Below are 14,889 nucleotides of genomic sequence, written 5' to 3'. Positions count from 1 at the left end.
AGCTCGCTCAGACTCCCATTCTTCATTGTGAATCATGCTTGCCACAACCTTTGTGCCGACAAACCTCCAAGGGCCTTACAATTATTCTGATTAAAAATGTCGCAGTCTATCTGCAAACAGATTCATGGGCTCATCGCAACGACTCTGGAGGCTTGCACAACAATGACCAGAACTGAAAAGGGCGCACTGGGCGCACTTACTGGGCTGTCCTTGGGAGATGCGCTGGGCATGCCCACGCAGAGCATGAGTCCAGCAGCCATCCATGAGGCCTACGGCAGGGTTGACACCCTTCGTGATGCTATTGCGGATCAGCCGATCGCTCCAGGTATGCCTGCGGGATCTGTGACCGATGACACCGAGCAGGCACTGATTGTCGCAGAGCTGATCATCGAGGGCAGAGGACACATCGATCCCAAAGAGTTCGCTAAGCGCCTTCTGGCCTGGGAGGACGGCATGAAGTCACGCGGATCACTGGACCTGCTCGGGCCATCCACCAAGCTGGCCCTGGAACAGGTTCGCCATGGCGCGGACATCATGGCAACAGGAAGGACCGGCACCACCAATGGGGCGGCCATGCGAGTCGCCCCGGTAGGGATAGCCAACAGGCCCGAAGACACCAGACGGCTGGCCAATCGCATCTACGAGTCCTGCCAGGTCACCCACGACACGGTCGCAGGCTTTCAAAGCGCAGCGCTGATCGCTACGACAGTCAGTCTGGGACTTGAAGGAATGACCGTTCGCCAGGCACTGAATGAGTCCTTGCGCCTGGTACCCGCCATGGAAACCGCCGGAGCCTGGACACCCAAGGCATCGGTTCCCGCTCGGGCCCGCCAGGCAATACAAGTGTCCGAAGAATTCAGCGATGAGGACGACTTCGAACGCCACCTCATCGAAGACTGCGGCACTTCGGTGGAGGCCAATGAGTCTGTGGCAGCCGCTTTTGCCCTGGCCTGGAGATTCGCCGACGATCCCCAATCGGCTCTATTCGTCGCGGTCAACCTGGGCGGCGATACGGACACCATCGCTGCCATGACTGGCGCAATGACCGGCGCATGCACCGGCCCCGAGGTGTTCGACCCTGCACTCTGCTCCCAGGTGGCTTCGGTATCTCACCTTGACCTGCAGAAAACTGCCCGTGGCCTGATTACCCTAAGGTAAAGCGCAAAACGGATACGACAGAATCCTTCAGGAATACAAGAATATAAAATCCAGTCAACCCTGAGATCATGGGGTCCACCCAGACCACACCACAGGCCTGACCAGACAATCCATCGCTGCATCCAGTACATCGTGAGTCAAAGGAGACAATCCATGTCAACTGCACCAAAAGAGGGCACCATCCTCTCCAGAGTTGAGCAAAGGGGCATCGAACCCGTGCCCGAGGATCAGAGGAACGGGTCGCCCGGTCAGCTCTTCTGGGTCTGGTTCGCCGCCAACATCTCGATCCTGGGAATCCCTCTGGGAGCTACCCTGATTGCCCAGGGCCTCAACCTCTGGCAGGCCGTGCTCGCCACGACCATCGGAGCCTTCGGATCCTTCGCACTGGTCGGCATCATTTCCATAGCCGGCAAAAGAGGCGGCGCCCCCACGCTGACCCTGTCCCGAGCCATTTTCGGCGTCAGAGGCAATGCGGGCCCCACACTGGTGGCTCTGCTATCCAGGCTGGGCTGGGAGACGGTGAACACGATGACTGGCGCTTTTGCCCTGCTCTCCCTGATCGCCATCATCTTCGGCACATCAGCTGATGCCAAGCGCTCCCCCTTCCTGACCTTCGTCTGTATTGCCGTCTTCGTAGCCTTGACCGTGGTGGTCTCGGCCGCAGGCCACGCCTTCATCCTCACTGTGCAGAAGTGGGCCACCTGGATATTCGGAGCCCTTACCCTCTTGGTAGCCATCTATCTGGCCACGACCGTCGACTGGTCCTCCTTCATCGGCAATGCCCCCGGGTCAGCCAGCGCCTTCCTTATCGGAGTCGGCACCATAGCCGCAGGGACGGGCATCGGCTGGGTCAATTCCGGCGCAGACATGGCCCGCTACCAAAAGACCTCGGTAAAATCCGGCTCTCTGATCCTGACTGCAGCAGCCGGCGCCGGCATCCCCCTGGTCGTGGTTATCGGCCTGGGATCGGTCCTGACAGCAGGCAACTCCACCATTGCCTCCGCCGCTGATCCGGTCGCCGCGGTTCGAAGCGCCCTGCCCGCCTGGGTTTCGATCCCCTATCTGATTGCCGCCTTCGCTGGGTTGCTCATGTCAAACAACCTGTCCGTATATTCGGCCGGCCTGACCACCATCACCCTGGGCATCAGAATTCCCCGCGTCTATGCGGTCGTCGTCGATGTGGTGGTGACCACCTGCGGAGCCCTGTACTTCACGCTGGGCTCCGACGGATTCTACGGCCCCTTCGTCACCTTCATCTCCCTCTTGGCAGTGCCGCTGAGCACCTGGGCAGGCATCTTCCTGTCAGATATGATCTTCCGCAAGCGCTACGATTCGGACGGCCTTCTGAATCTTCAAGCCGATTCCCCATACTGGTACTGGCACGGCATCAACCTCCCGGCCATCGTCAGCTGGCTGGTGGGGATAGTCGTCGGCTTCCTGTTCGTGACGGCCCAGGTCTCCAAGAACGAGGTCTGGTTCTCAGGACCGCTGGCCGGCAGCTTCCTGGGCAGGAACGGCCTGGCATGGCTGGTATCCCTCCTGCTGGGAGGAATCCTCTATGCCATTTTGCACCTCCTCTCCAAGGACTCCGTGGCGGTGAGGAGCAGCAGTAATGACTGAACCCAGCATCCTTCATCTCGGTCAGGTGGTGATTGACCTGAGCATGAACATCGACCACCTCCCGGAACGCGGCGGGGACATTTTCGCCAGGCGAACCGCCATAAAGGTCGGCGGCGGATACAACGTGATCCAGGCAGCCAGGCGGATGGGGGCACCCATAGCCTACATGGGGGCGATCGGCACAGGTCCGATGGCGGACATGGCCCGTGGAGCCCTTGCTGCCCTGCAGGTTCCCGCACAAGGGCCTGTGCTGGATAACTGTGACACCGGATACTCGGTAGCCATGATCGAACCCTCGGGTGAACGCACCTTTGTGTCGGCGAGGGGCGCAGAGACCCGGGTACCGGAGGGCACCTACGAAAGCATGAATCTGGTTCCCGGTGATGTCATCTACCTGAGTGGGTATTCCTTCTGCCACAAGGACAACACCCGAAGCCTGCTCGGTTTTGCTGAGAAACACCAGGGCGAAGGATTTCCGGTGCTCTTCGACCTGGGACCCATGGTGGCCGATATTGCATTGGATGTTCTTGATGCGGTCAACGGTCTGCATCCTATCTGGTCCCTCAACGAACGCGAGGGACCAATCCTGGCGAAACGTCTGGGGTGCCAACCCGAAACTGGCGACGTTACTGAGTTGGAATCCCTCTGCCGCTCGCTTTCGTTGAGACTGGACAGTCCGGTGGTTCTCAGAGCCGGCGCCCGCGGTGCCTGGTACTGCCAGCCCAAGGATGCAATGCAGAGCCAGTACATTCCCACCCCGCAGGTCCATGCCATAGACACCAACGGTGCAGGCGATGCACACTCGGGTGTCCTCTGCGCGGGCATCTTCCAAGGTCTGCCCATTGAGGAGGCCCTGGTGCTGGCCAACTGTGCAGGAGCACTTTCCACTACCCAGCGGGGTCCAGCCACATGCCCAAGTGAAGAAGCCATACGAAAGGCCGCCAGCTCCCTGCAATGATGACCGGAGCAAAACCGGAGGAAACAAAGGCGGCCGCCAACTTCATGCCGACGGCCGCTTGGCCTCTCAACGAGGGACCAGAGAATGGCGTATCAGAGCTGCTTGCCCAGCTGATCGGCTGCGCGCAGGGCGTGAGCCACATCGGTCGGGGTCACCTCGAATGGCATGTTGCCCATGGTCTCGTCAGGGCCGCAGGCGTGCTCGCCGACCTTGAGCAGATCCTCCTCGCTGGCCTGGCCGATGCCGATCTGCTCCAGGGAGGTGGGCAGACCCACGCTGCGGAAGAAGTCGTAGACCCGGCGGGTCTCCTCCAGAGGACGGTCCTCAAGGACCAGCTGGGCCAGGGTGCCGAAGGCCACTTTCTCGCCGTGCAGCATGGAGTGGGTGCCCTCCAGGGCGGTCATCCCGTCATGAATGGCGTGGGCGGCAGCCAGACCGGAGCTCTCGAAGCCCAGACCGCTCAGCAGGGTGTTGGCCTCGATGATCTTCTCAAGAGCGGCTGTGCGCACACCGGCCTTGGCAGCGGCCACGGCCTTGACCCCATCCTCCAGCAGGGTGTCGCGGCAGAGACGGGCCAGGGCGAAGGCGGCCATGGTGGCGTGCCCCCCGGTCATGGTCACCGCGTTCGACTGCACGCAGGCAGCCGCCTCATAGTAGGTGGCGAAGGCATCGCCCAGCCCTGATACCAGGAAGCGCACCGGGGCCCTGGCGATAACGTCGGTATCCATCAGGACCACGTTCGGGTTGGCAGGCAGGGGCAGATAACGGTCGAAAACACCCTCAGGCGTGTAGAGCACAGAGAGCCTTGAGCAGGGCGCATCCGATGAAGCCGCCGTGGGCACAATCATGACCGGCAGGTGGGCGAAGTGGGCCACGGCCTTGGCGGTATCCAAGGTCTTGCCGCCACCTATGCCGATCACTGCGTCGCTGTCGCCCAAATGGGCACGATGGCGGTCGACCTCCTCCATGGAGCACTCGCCGCCGAATTTCATCAGTTCGTAGGGGATCCCATCGTGCTCAAAGGAGGCGACAATGTCGTCGTGGTAGAGCCCGTCGATGACCGGATCGACGATCAGATGGGCGCCCTTGGTGCCCAGAGCCGCGTATTCCCCGGCCAGCTTTCCCATGGCGCCCTCCTGCTGAACATAGGAGCCCGGAGAGCACAGAACCTTGCGCATATACACACCTTTCTCATTGCTGGTCCCGCCTTCGGGACCAGATCCTTGGGGACGGACCTTATGGACCGACCGAAAGTGACCCTAGTCACATTACATGGTGGGATGCGTGTGCCGCGCCGAACGGCAGGTCAGTTAAGAGGCGAGGAATTTGTCGTGCTCGTCGGTGACGACTGCGGCGTAGAAGCCGTGTTTGAGGGACTGGGCGTGGAGCCGGTCGCATCAGCAGACGGCGAAGGTGAGCTCGTGGGTTTCCCTCCCTGCTGCTGCACCTGTCCTGACCCTTGTTCGGTGCCTTGGTTCTGTTTTGTTCCGGACGGCTGGCTCTGAGGGGCACCCGGGGTCGGCTGGTTCTCAGGCTCCTCTGTGCGCTGCGCGGGCTTTGAGGGAGTCTCCTCCTGGCTGGGGGTTACCACCTGGCTGGCCGGTGGGCTGACGACGTTGCGAACCACCTTGTCGGTGCCTTCGCCTTTGGTCAGGGCATTGATGGCCAAGGCGGAAAGCAGTACGGCCACCAGGGCGCTCACCACGGAGACGATGATGACGTTGCGGTGGCGCTGATCCAGCTTTTTCCTGCTGGTTGCCGTAATGGAGGCCGCATGGGTTCTTGGACCATTGCTGGATGAAATGGTCCTACCGGTCTTGGCTGTCGACTTTTCGTCACCGACAGGAGGCATGACTTGGGTGGAACCATCTACAGGGGCCATGACCTGGGTTGATCCGTCGGCAGCATCGCTGTAATCGTCAGAACGACCCTTGCCCTGGGCCGGCAACATGGTGGTCTGTCCATCGGCATCCGAATCGTCATTCGATCCTGTTTTGGAGTCATCATCATCCTGGTCAGCACTGCCGACCACGGACTCCTGCAGCTTCTGGCCGGAGGCTTCCAGAACATTCTTGTAGATCTGCGAGGCCACGGCGGAGACGATGGAACCGATGGCTACGCCGATGATGGATCCTGCCACGCCGATCTTGGCGGCCAGCCAGAAGGAGGTCATGGCTGCAAGAGCGCCGGCGATGATTTGCGCCCAGGAAATGTCATGAAAGAACTGCTTCACTCCGACCCCTTTTGATCCAACGGCTGGTGGCTGCGCTCTTATGGTAGCTGGTGGTCATGGCGATAGTGTGATGGTCGGCCGACCGCCTAGGACCTCAGTCGATCTGGACCAGCCCTCGGGGATTGTCCCAATCCCCCCGCATGGCGATGGCCGGACCACGATTGTAGTCGATCATGGACCAGCGCAGACCACCGCCTGGCAGGTCTCGTGGCATCAATCGGGCCCAATGGGCGTTCCGCATGGTGACCAGACCCAGGTATTCGGGGTACGCACTGGCCATGCCCAGCAGAGCCTGAAGGGCCTCGGCAATGAAAGACCCATGTGAGAAGACCATGAGATCCGTGTCCGGACCAGCCCGGTGGATCCATCGGTTCAGGGTTTCCAGGCCTCGTTTGCCGACTTGAGCCTTGGTCTCGGCACCGTGGAGCAGCTCTCCCCCGGCACCCCGGGACCAGGATTCGTAATCCTCGGGCCAGCGTTGACGAACCTCATCGGCGCTGGCTCCCTCCCACTCGCCGAAGCCGCGTTCGCGCAGCCCAGGATCGAGATGGACCGTCTGGCCCAAGGGGTCGGCGAAGGCGTGGGCGGTGGCGGCAGCACGGCCCAGGTCAGAGGAGATCACCAGCAGATGACGGTCTTGGGGGACGCCATCCACATACTCGGCCCGCAGCTCCTCGGCGGTCCTCTCCACCTGCCAGCGGCCTACGCTGTTGAGGGGAATGTCGATCTGGCCCTGCATCCTGTGCCCTGCATTGTATGCGGTCTGCCCATGACGGACCACGGTCAAGGAGCGCACATGCCGTCCATTTTCAGCGGCGGTATCCGAATCAGTCATGGTTGTCCTGAGGGTCAGCGAAACGGCTGCGCAGATCATCCCCATTCAGATCATCCGCCTTGGAGGCCACCTGGTCATCCGGGTCGTCATCGGCAAGGGTGAAGGGGTGCTCCAACTGCACATCCACCTGGGGGCAGTCCTTCCAGAGCCGTTCCAGGTCGTAGTAGGCCCGGGCCTGCTTGTGCATGATGTGGATGACGAAGTCACCGTAGTCCAGCAGAACCCACTGAGCCTCCTGGATGCCCTCCCGCGATCGTGGATCCAGATTCTTTTGCAGATGCAGCTGCTTCTCCACCTCCTCGGCGATGGCCAGGACCTGTCGTTCGTTGCTGCCGGTGGCCACCATGAAGATGTCGGTGATGGCGATGGGCTGGGAGACATCGAAGGCCACGATGTCCATGGCTTTGACATCGTTGGCTGCCCGAGCGGCCACCCGGACCGCGTCGATGGATTCCTGCAATGCTGGCACTTGTCACGCCTTTCCTTGTTGCGAAGAAGATGCTGTCATGGTTACCGCTCCCAGGCGGGCTTCCAGTCCGGAACCTGATGCTGGTCATTGGTGGAATAGACCATGGCTCCGTCCTCGACCGGATGGCGGATGACCGATCCGGCCCCGGTCGTGACCCCGTCGCCCACCTGGACGGGGGCTACGAAGAGGTTCCCTGCGCCCACGTGCACTTCCGACCCGATCTCGGTGCGGTTCTTGTGCACACCGTCGTAGTTGGCCGTGATGGATCCGCCTCCCACGTTGCTGTCGTGGCCTATATGAGCATCCCCCACATAGGACAGGTGGGGAACCTTGGTCCCGTGGTCGATGGTGGCCTTCTTCATCTCCACGAAGGCCCCGGCCTTGGTGTCCTCGGCAAGGACGTTGCCAGCCCGCAGATAGGTCCAGGGACCGATGTTGGCCCGGGCTCCGATCCGGGTCTCCTGCACATGGGAACGCTCCACCTTGGCCTGCGGCTCGACGATGGCGTCAATCAGGGTGGTATAGGGACCGACGACCGCGTCCGAGGCAATCTCGGTATGACCCTGCAGGAAGCAACCGGGCAGAATGACGGCATCCTGCTGGATGACCACGTCGTCATCGATCCAGGTGGTGGACGGATCCAGAATGGTGACCCCTTGGCGCATGAACTCTCGGCAGACCTGCAGGTTATGGGCCTTGGCCAGATCAGCCAACTGAATCCGATCGTTGACGCCTTCGACTTTGAGCGGATCAGGAGCGGCGAAGGCCCCGACCCGACCCAGGCGGCGGGCCGTCTCCAAGGCATCGGTCAGATAGAACTCTCCCTGGGCATTGCTGTCGTCCAGGCCGCGGACCGCCTGTCGCAGCAGGTCAGCCTCAAACACGTAAACGGAGGTGTTGACCTCCTTGACGGCCAGTTCAGTGCCGGTGGCATCCCGCTGTTCGACGATGCGCAGGACCCGTCCATCCTGGTCGCGAATGATGCGGCCGTATCCGGTGGGATCATCCAGATTGACCGTCAGTACCGTGGCTCCGTCACCGGAGCTGACATGGTAGTCGAGCAGGCTATGCAGCGTGTCCGCGTCCAGCAGGGGCATGTCCGAGGCGACGATCAGCACCTGGCCGTCGTGCTGGAGCTCGCCATCCAGCTGGTCCACGGCGCACTGGACCGCACGCCCCGTGCCTGGTCGGCTGTCCTGGCGCACGATGCGCACCTGGGGATCGTAGGACCGTGCAGCCTGCGCCACCAGGTCGGCCTGATGATGAACCACCACTGCCGTCAGCTCGGGATTGAGGGAGGTCACCGAGGTCATGACCCTCTGCAGAAAGGTCTTGCCGGCCAGGCTGTGCAGAACCTTGGGATGGGCCGAGCGCATGCGGACACCCTCGCCTGCGGCCAGGATGATGCCAGCGGTCAGCGTCTGCCCCCCGCTCAAAACTCCACCACCCCGCTCTCGGCGATGTCGATCAGATCCTGAATGGAGTCCACCACCTGGTCAGGGCGGTAGGGGAAGGTCTCCACCTCGGATCGTGTAGTGATGCCGGTCAGCACCAGGAAGGTATTCAGACCAGCCTCGACTCCAGCCACCACATCGGTATCCATCCGGTCGCCGATCATGGCTGTGGTCTCGGAGTGGCCACCCACCCTGTTCAGGGCCGTGCGGAACATGATCGGGTTGGGCTTGCCCACAAAGTAGGGCTCACGGTTGGTTGCCTTGGTCACCAGGGCCGCCACCGCGCCAGCCGCCGGCAGGACGCCGTTCTCGCTGGGACCGGTGGCGTCAGGATTGGTGCAGATGAAGCGGGCCCCACCAAGAATCAGGCGAATGGCTGTGGTGATGGACTCAAAGGAGTACGTCCGGGTCTCGCCCAGGATCACATAGTCCGGGTTGATGTCGGAAAGGATGAACCCGGCCTCGTGCAGGGCCGTGGTCAGCCCGGCCTCGCCGATCACATAGGCCGATCCCCGCGGCATGGTCCGGGATACGAAGTCGGCGGTGGCCAGGGCCGAGGTCCAGATCCTATCCTCGGGCACGTCGATGCCCGAACGCCCAAGGCGGGCCGAAAGGTCGCGAGGGGTGTAGATGGGATTGTTGGTCAGCACCAGATACTGGCGGTTATTGCGCTTGAGGGTGTCGATGAATTCGGCAGCGCCGGGCAGGGCCGTGTTCTCGTGCACCAGCACGCCGTCCATATCGGTGAGCCAGGTTTCGATCTTCTTGACTGCCAAGACAGTTCCTTTCGGTTGGTCACCGACCCCAAGGAGGCCGTCTCCGACCGGAATCGGCGAGCGTAAGCTCCCCCACCTGGATTCGAACCAAGACTAAGGGTTCCAAAGACCCGTGTGCTGCCTTTACACCATGGGGGAAGGACGGAGCCCTTCGGGCCCCGCCAGGTTCATTATGCCACAGCCGGACGATTACGCCACGCCATGCCAGATAGGCAAGGCTTTAAGCGAAGAGGAAGCCCTGGCCGTGATGGGCTGGATAAGTGTCGAAGAGGCGGGCCACCGAGCCGTCCTCGAAGACGGCCTTGATGGCCGAGGCCAGCAGGGGCGCGATGGACAGGACGGTCAGCCCGTCCCAGCGCTTCTCCTGGGGAATGGGGACCGTGTCGGTCAGAATGACCTCCTTGGCCTGGCAGGACTTGAGCCGTTCCACGGCAGGTCCGGACATGACGCCATGGGTGGCCACGATGGTGATGGAGTTGGCACCTGCCTCATCCAGCACGTTGCAGGCCTCGGCGATGGTGCCGCCAGTGTCGATCAGGTCGTCTACCAGTACGCAGTCCAGGCCGCGCACGTCGCCTACCACGCGATGGGCCACAGCCTTGTTGGGCTGGGTGATGTCACGGGTCTTGTGGATGAAGGCCAGGGGCACACCTCCCAGACGCTGGGCCCACTGCTCGGCCACCCGGATGCGGCCCGCATCGGGAGAGACCACGGCCACCTTGGACAGATCCATCCGGTCGCGCACATAGTCCACCAACACGGGCATGGCAATCAGGTGATCCACAGGCCCATCGAAGAAGCCCTGGGACTGGGCGGCGTGCAGGTCGACCGACATGATTCGGTCCGCACCGGCGGCCTTGAGCAGGTCGAACATGAGTCGGCAGGAGATGGGCTCGCGGCCCAGATGCTTCTTGTCCTGACGGGAGTAGCCCAAGAGTGGGCAGACAGCGGTGATGGACCGCGCCGAGGCCCTTTTGAGGGCGTCGATCATGATCAGCTGCTCCATGATGGACTTGTTGACCGGGTCGGAATGGGTCTGCAAAACGAAGACATCGGCTCCACGCACCGACTCCGTATAACGCACATACATCTCGCCGTTGGCAAAGTCGTATGCTGTCGTCTCCAAGACGTCAATGCCGAGTTGATCGGCCACGTCCGCCGCGAGTCTGGGATGGGTCCGGCCTGTGACAAGTATGAGATTTTTTCCTGGTCTGCCTTTGAGTATCGCGCTCACCATATCTCCAAACGTTGTTTTCGCTGAAGCGGACAGCCTCCATAATAATGGCGCGCGCTGACACAGCAGGGCAGTTCGTGTTGGCGAGTCCGACGGTATACGAAGCTCAGGAAGCCGAACGGTAGAGCCCGTGCTTGTTGATATACTGCACCACCCCATCCGGGACCAGGTACCAGACCGGCATACCCCGGGCCGAGCGACGGCGCACGTCCGTGGACGAGATGGACAGGGCCGGGATCTCCAAGGTATCCACCCGCTGAGCAGGCACCTGAAGGTTGTCCAGGCTGGAGGAGTAGCCGGGTCGGGAGACGGCCACGAACTTGGCCAGATCCCACATCCGGTTAGCATCCTTCCAACGCATGATCTCAGCTACGGCATCCGCCCCGGTGATGAAGAAGAGATCGCTGTCGGGGCGCATCCGCTTGATGTCGCGCAGGGTGTCCACAGTATAGGTGATGCCAGGACGCTCAATGTCCACCCTGGAGACCGTGAACTTGGGGTTTGAGGCCGTGGCGATCACGGTCATCAGATAGCGGTCCTCGGCATTGGTCACCGTCTTGTTCAGTTTGAAGGCCGGGCGGCCGGTAGGCACAAAGATGACCTCATCCAGGTCGTAGACCCAGGCCACCTCCGAGGCAGCCACCAAGTGGCCATTATGGATGGGGTCGAAGGTGCCGCCCATGATTCCCACCCGGGGTCGACGGTTATGGTGGGATGGCCCACAGGCCCGATCAATATCTGATGGCTCCTGCCCAGACTCCCCCTCCTTGGACAGTTCAGACATCATCCGGTTCACGCCTGCTCGCCCTCCTGTCTGGCTTCCGAGGCGTTCTCCTCGTTTTCGGACTCGGCCTCCTGGCGCATCTGCTCGGCGCTGGGGTTGACCCTGTCGGGATCGATCCGCTCCATATCGGCATTCCACTCTTCCTGAACCACACGGCGGATCTCGGAATAGGTGGGCAGGGGAAAGCCTGGCTGGTAGGCTCGACGGACCTGAGCCACGCATCCAGTGATGGCTACCAATGAATCAGACAGATCGGCGATGCGTCCCTCCTGCTCCTGTTTGCGGAAGACAGGCACCCGCTCCTCCATGACGGTGATGTCGTGCCTGACCTTGTTGAGCTGGTCCTGGTCCAAGTCATACACATCATCGGCATGTTCGTCGGGCCAGCCAATCAGGACCGCATCGGCGTACTCCAGGCAGGAGCGCTGATCTGCATCCGGGATGCCGTCCTCGATTTGGACCAGAAAGACGTACCGCAGCAGGCTCAGCCGCTCTGAAGCCACCCTCAGCCAGATGCGTGGATTGTCGTGCTCGCGTTGGAAGAGCTCTTCGATCTTCTCGTTCACGGCCGCACCTGCCCCCTGCCGTAGCCAATCCACTTGGTGGTGGTCAGCTCCTGCAGACCCATGGGTCCTCGGGCATGCAGCTTCTGTGTGGAGATGCCCAGCTCGGCACCCATGCCGAACATGCCTCCATCGGTGAATCGCGTTGAGGCGTTGACCATGATCACAGCTGAATCCACGCGACGGGAGAACTCTTCAACAGCCTCATAATCCCGGGCCAGGATGGCCTCGGTATGGCCGGTGGAGTGACGGTTGATGTGCTCGATGGCCTGGTCAAGGGAGTCCACCACGCGCACTCCCATTTTCAAATCCAGATACTCACGGTCCCAGTCGGCTTCCTCAGCGCGGAGCAGCAGTTCTTCAGGCAGACCATGCCCGGCCAGGATGTCCATGGAGACCGCGTCCAGGTGCAACTCGACCTGGGCCTGGGTCAGCGCTTGCGCCACACGTGGCAGGAACTCAGCGGCCACATCCCTGTGGACGATCAGTTTTTCAGCGGCGTTGCAGACACCCACCCTCTGGGTCTTGGCGTTGACGATGATGGGAATGGCATGATCCATATCCACCGAGCGATCCACATAAATATGGACATTGCCAGCCCCGGTCTCGATGGTGGGCACGGTGGCCTGCTCTATTACGCTGCGGATCAGCCCTCGGCCACCCCTGGGCACCAGCAGATCAATATGACCGCGTGCCTTCATCAGAGCCTGGGCCCCCTCGCGACCGTATCGGTCCACGGAAGCCACCAGAGCCGGATCCAGCCCCTGCTCACGAAGCACCCCACCTATCAGCTCCACCAGCACCCGATTGGTGCGTTCGGCCGCGTGACCCCCTCGTAGGAGGGCCGCATTGCCGGACTTGAGGCAGAGGGCCACCACATCGATGGTGACATTGGGGCGGGCCTCATAGATCATGGCCACCACCCCCAGGGGAACCCGCACCTGATTGAGCCGCATGCCGTTGGGCATGTCATGGCCGCGAACCACCTCGCCCAGGGGATCGGTCAGCCCGGCCACCATGCGCACGCCGCTGGCGGCATCCGCGATGCGAACCTTGTCCAAGCGCAGACGGTCGATCAGACCGGCGCTCATTCCTTCTTCAAAAGCCTGCGTGCAGTCCTGCTCATTGACTGCTGCAATCTGATCGGCCTGGTCGATCAGTGCATCGGCCAGGGCCAGCAAGAGAGCGTTCCTGGCCTGACCGGTCATGCCTGCCATACCTGCTTGTGCAACAGCCGCTGCATCGGCCATGGCACAGACCCGATCGAACACACCCTGACGATTGGAGTTCTCGTTTTCAGTCATGTTCGTCAGATCCTTTCGCCCTCGCGGGTCAGCCAGACCCATATTCTGTACCGATTGTAACCCTCAGTGAGGGCAATGATGACAGGAGGAGGGAGGGCATTGCTGCACCTCCCTCCTCCAAGGGCCAATCAGTGGGTCTGGTCCAGCTCAGGATAGAGCGGGAAGGCCTCAACCAGCCGGTCCACCCGGTCCTTGAGAGCATCCAGATCCGCCTGGGGGCCCTGGGCCAGCGCAGTGCCGATCACGTCGGCCACCTCCTCGTACTGAGCCGGGCCGAATCCGCGAGTAGCCAGGGCGGAAGTCCCGATGCGCAGACCGGAGGCCACAGAGGCCGGGCGAGGGTCGAAGGGCACTGTATTGCGGTTGACGGTGATGCCAATCTTGGCCAGCAGGTCCTCACCCTGGCGGCCGTCCATCTCGCTGTTGCGCAGATCCACCATGACCAGGTGGACATCCGTACCTCCAGTGAGCACAGTGATGCCGTTGTCGGCCACATCCTTGGCCATCAGGCGTTCAGCCAGGATCTTTGCACCCTCCAGGGTGCGCTCCATGCGTTCCTTGAATTCAGGCGTTCCGGCCAGCTTGAAGGCCACAGCCTTGGCGGCGATCACATGCATAAGCGGGCCGCCCTGGTTGCCAGGGAAGACCGAGGAGTTGAGCTTCTTGGCATATTCCTGACGGGCCAGGATGAACCCGGAGCGGGGTCCGCCCAGGGTCTTGTGAGCTGTGGAGGAGACCACATCGGCATAGGGCACCGGGCTGGGATGCAGGCCGGCTGCCACCATACCCGCGAAGTGGGCCATATCCACCCAGAACTTGGCTCCCACTTCGTCGGCGATTTCCTTCATGGCTGCGAAGTCCTCAATACGCGGATAGGCGCTCCATCCGCCGATAATCAGGGCTGGGTGGGTTTCCAGGGCCCGCTGGCGGATGATCTCGGGCTCGATGCGGAAGGTCTTCGGATCGACCCCGTAGGATTCGGCATGGTAAAAACGTCCAGAGAAGTTGATCTTCATACCGTGGGTCAGATGGCCGCCATGATCCAGGGCCAGGCCCAGCACTGTGTCGCCGGGCTTGATCAGGGCCTGATAGACGGCGGCGTTGGCCTGTGCGCCCGAATGAGGCTGGACATTGACGTACTCGGCGCCGAACAGGGCCTTGGCGCGGTCCCGGGCCAGGTTCTCGACCTGGTCCACCCACTCGCAACCACCGTAGTAGCGTCTGCCAGGATAGCCCTCGGCATACTTGTTGGTCAGTACGGATCCCTGGGCCTGTAAAACGGCCTTAGGCACGAAGTTCTCTGAGGCGATCATCTCCAGACCACCGCGTTGGCGCTCCAACTCTCCATCCAGCAGTGCAGCGATCTCCGGATCCACCTGCGAGATCGAAGAGTTCAGGACATCGTAGGATTGCTGTACCGGGTTCTCTTCGACCATGGGTCACTCCTTTGTCTATAAGGTCCAGCCACGGATACAGGGCTGGTGGGCAATACTGTACGCCA

Annotated in this window: 14 protein-coding genes and 1 tRNA gene; 3 read left to right on the top strand and 12 right to left on the bottom strand. The window is 61.8% G+C overall.

Annotated features, from left to right (window positions below):
* Nucleotides 1-162: 162 nt before the first annotated feature.
* From ACVWNW_RS08390 to ACVWNW_RS08380, 3 genes are all read left to right on the top strand, one after another.
* Entirely contained in the window at nt 163-1,158 is a 996-nt protein-coding gene (locus tag ACVWNW_RS08390; protein WP_198203898.1) for an ADP-ribosylglycohydrolase family protein, read from the top strand.
* Between the two features lie 153 nt (nt 1,159-1,311).
* Nucleotides 1,312-2,778 (top strand): purine-cytosine permease family protein, encoded by a 1,467-nt coding sequence (locus ACVWNW_RS08385; RefSeq protein ID WP_267444614.1) that lies wholly within the window; start codon nt 1,312-1,314, stop codon nt 2,776-2,778.
* On the top strand, nt 2,771-3,736 hold the full coding sequence (locus ACVWNW_RS08380; protein ID WP_267444613.1) for a PfkB family carbohydrate kinase: 966 nt from the start codon (nt 2,771-2,773) through the stop codon (nt 3,734-3,736). Before ACVWNW_RS08385 ends, ACVWNW_RS08380 begins: the two co-directional genes overlap by 8 nt.
* Before the next feature lie 92 nt (nt 3,737-3,828).
* Here ACVWNW_RS08380 and ACVWNW_RS08375 read toward each other — a convergent pair whose 3' ends face one another.
* The 12 genes from ACVWNW_RS08375 to glyA form a co-directional block, all read right to left on the bottom strand.
* Nucleotides 3,829-4,914, bottom strand: coding sequence for a glycerol dehydrogenase (locus ACVWNW_RS08375; RefSeq protein WP_454482200.1), 1,086 nt, complete (start codon nt 4,912-4,914; stop codon nt 3,829-3,831).
* Nucleotides 4,915-5,042: 128 nt separating this feature from the next.
* Entirely contained in the window at nt 5,043-5,969 is a 927-nt protein-coding gene (locus ACVWNW_RS08370) for a hypothetical protein (RefSeq protein ID WP_454482198.1), read from the bottom strand.
* Between the two features lie 94 nt (nt 5,970-6,063).
* Nucleotides 6,064-6,804, bottom strand: coding sequence for a histidine phosphatase family protein (locus ACVWNW_RS08365; protein ID WP_198216539.1), 741 nt, complete (start codon nt 6,802-6,804; stop codon nt 6,064-6,066).
* Nucleotides 6,797-7,273, bottom strand: a complete 477-nt coding sequence (gene rsfS, locus ACVWNW_RS08360; protein ID WP_110417073.1) for a ribosome silencing factor — start codon at nt 7,271-7,273, stop codon at nt 6,797-6,799. The genes ACVWNW_RS08365 and rsfS overlap by 8 nt, the downstream gene beginning before the upstream one ends.
* A gap of 41 nt (nt 7,274-7,314) precedes the next feature.
* A complete protein-coding gene (gene glmU, locus ACVWNW_RS08355) occupies nt 7,315-8,691 on the bottom strand; it encodes a bifunctional UDP-N-acetylglucosamine diphosphorylase/glucosamine-1-phosphate N-acetyltransferase GlmU (protein WP_461196366.1) in 1,377 nt (458 codons plus the stop codon).
* A 14-nt stretch (nt 8,692-8,705) separates the two neighbouring features.
* Nucleotides 8,706-9,503, bottom strand: coding sequence for an HAD-IIA family hydrolase (locus ACVWNW_RS08350; RefSeq protein WP_015021717.1), 798 nt, complete (start codon nt 9,501-9,503; stop codon nt 8,706-8,708).
* A gap of 67 nt (nt 9,504-9,570) precedes the next feature.
* A tRNA-Gln gene (locus tag ACVWNW_RS08345) sits at nt 9,571-9,641 on the bottom strand.
* Between the two features lie 82 nt (nt 9,642-9,723).
* Nucleotides 9,724-10,740, bottom strand: coding sequence for a ribose-phosphate diphosphokinase (locus ACVWNW_RS08340; RefSeq protein WP_029676331.1), 1,017 nt, complete (start codon nt 10,738-10,740; stop codon nt 9,724-9,726).
* 103 nt (nt 10,741-10,843) lie between these two features.
* Nucleotides 10,844-11,524: a nicotinate-nucleotide adenylyltransferase gene (gene nadD / locus ACVWNW_RS08335; RefSeq protein WP_121913372.1), complete on the bottom strand. Its 681-nt coding sequence runs from the start codon at nt 11,522-11,524 to the stop codon at nt 10,844-10,846.
* Between the two features lie 5 nt (nt 11,525-11,529).
* Nucleotides 11,530-12,087 (bottom strand): phosphoribosylglycinamide synthetase, encoded by a 558-nt coding sequence (locus ACVWNW_RS08330; protein WP_121913321.1) that lies wholly within the window; start codon nt 12,085-12,087, stop codon nt 11,530-11,532.
* A complete protein-coding gene (locus ACVWNW_RS08325; protein ID WP_454483451.1) occupies nt 12,084-13,397 on the bottom strand; it encodes a glutamate-5-semialdehyde dehydrogenase in 1,314 nt (437 codons plus the stop codon). The genes ACVWNW_RS08330 and ACVWNW_RS08325 overlap by 4 nt, the downstream gene beginning before the upstream one ends.
* 119 nt (nt 13,398-13,516) lie before the next feature.
* Entirely contained in the window at nt 13,517-14,824 is a 1,308-nt protein-coding gene (gene glyA / locus ACVWNW_RS08320; protein ID WP_454482194.1) for a serine hydroxymethyltransferase, read from the bottom strand.
* Nucleotides 14,825-14,889: the final 65 nt, after the last annotated feature.

This window comes from Bifidobacterium sp. JNUCC 75 (assembly GCF_054819865.1).
This window is presented reverse-complemented; position numbering and strand designations above follow the sequence as displayed.

Excerpts from the sequence above, each read along its gene's own strand:
- ACVWNW_RS08390 (WP_198203898.1), top strand. The coding sequence starts at position 163 with ATGACCAGAACTGAAAAGGGCGCACTGGGCGCACTTACTGGGCTGTCC.
- ACVWNW_RS08385 (WP_267444614.1), top strand. The coding sequence starts at position 1,312 with ATGTCAACTGCACCAAAAGAGGGCACCATCCTCTCCAGAGTTGAGCAA.
- ACVWNW_RS08380 (WP_267444613.1), top strand. The coding sequence starts at position 2,771 with ATGACTGAACCCAGCATCCTTCATCTCGGTCAGGTGGTGATTGACCTG.
- ACVWNW_RS08375 (WP_454482200.1), bottom strand. The coding sequence starts at position 4,914 with ATGCGCAAGGTTCTGTGCTCTCCGGGCTCCTATGTTCAGCAGGAGGGC.
- ACVWNW_RS08365 (WP_198216539.1), bottom strand. The coding sequence starts at position 6,804 with ATGACTGATTCGGATACCGCCGCTGAAAATGGACGGCATGTGCGCTCC.
- ACVWNW_RS08340 (WP_029676331.1), bottom strand. The coding sequence starts at position 10,740 with ATGGTGAGCGCGATACTCAAAGGCAGACCAGGAAAAAATCTCATACTT.
- nadD (WP_121913372.1), bottom strand. The coding sequence starts at position 11,524 with ATGATGTCTGAACTGTCCAAGGAGGGGGAGTCTGGGCAGGAGCCATCA.
- glyA (WP_454482194.1), bottom strand. The coding sequence starts at position 14,824 with ATGGTCGAAGAGAACCCGGTACAGCAATCCTACGATGTCCTGAACTCT.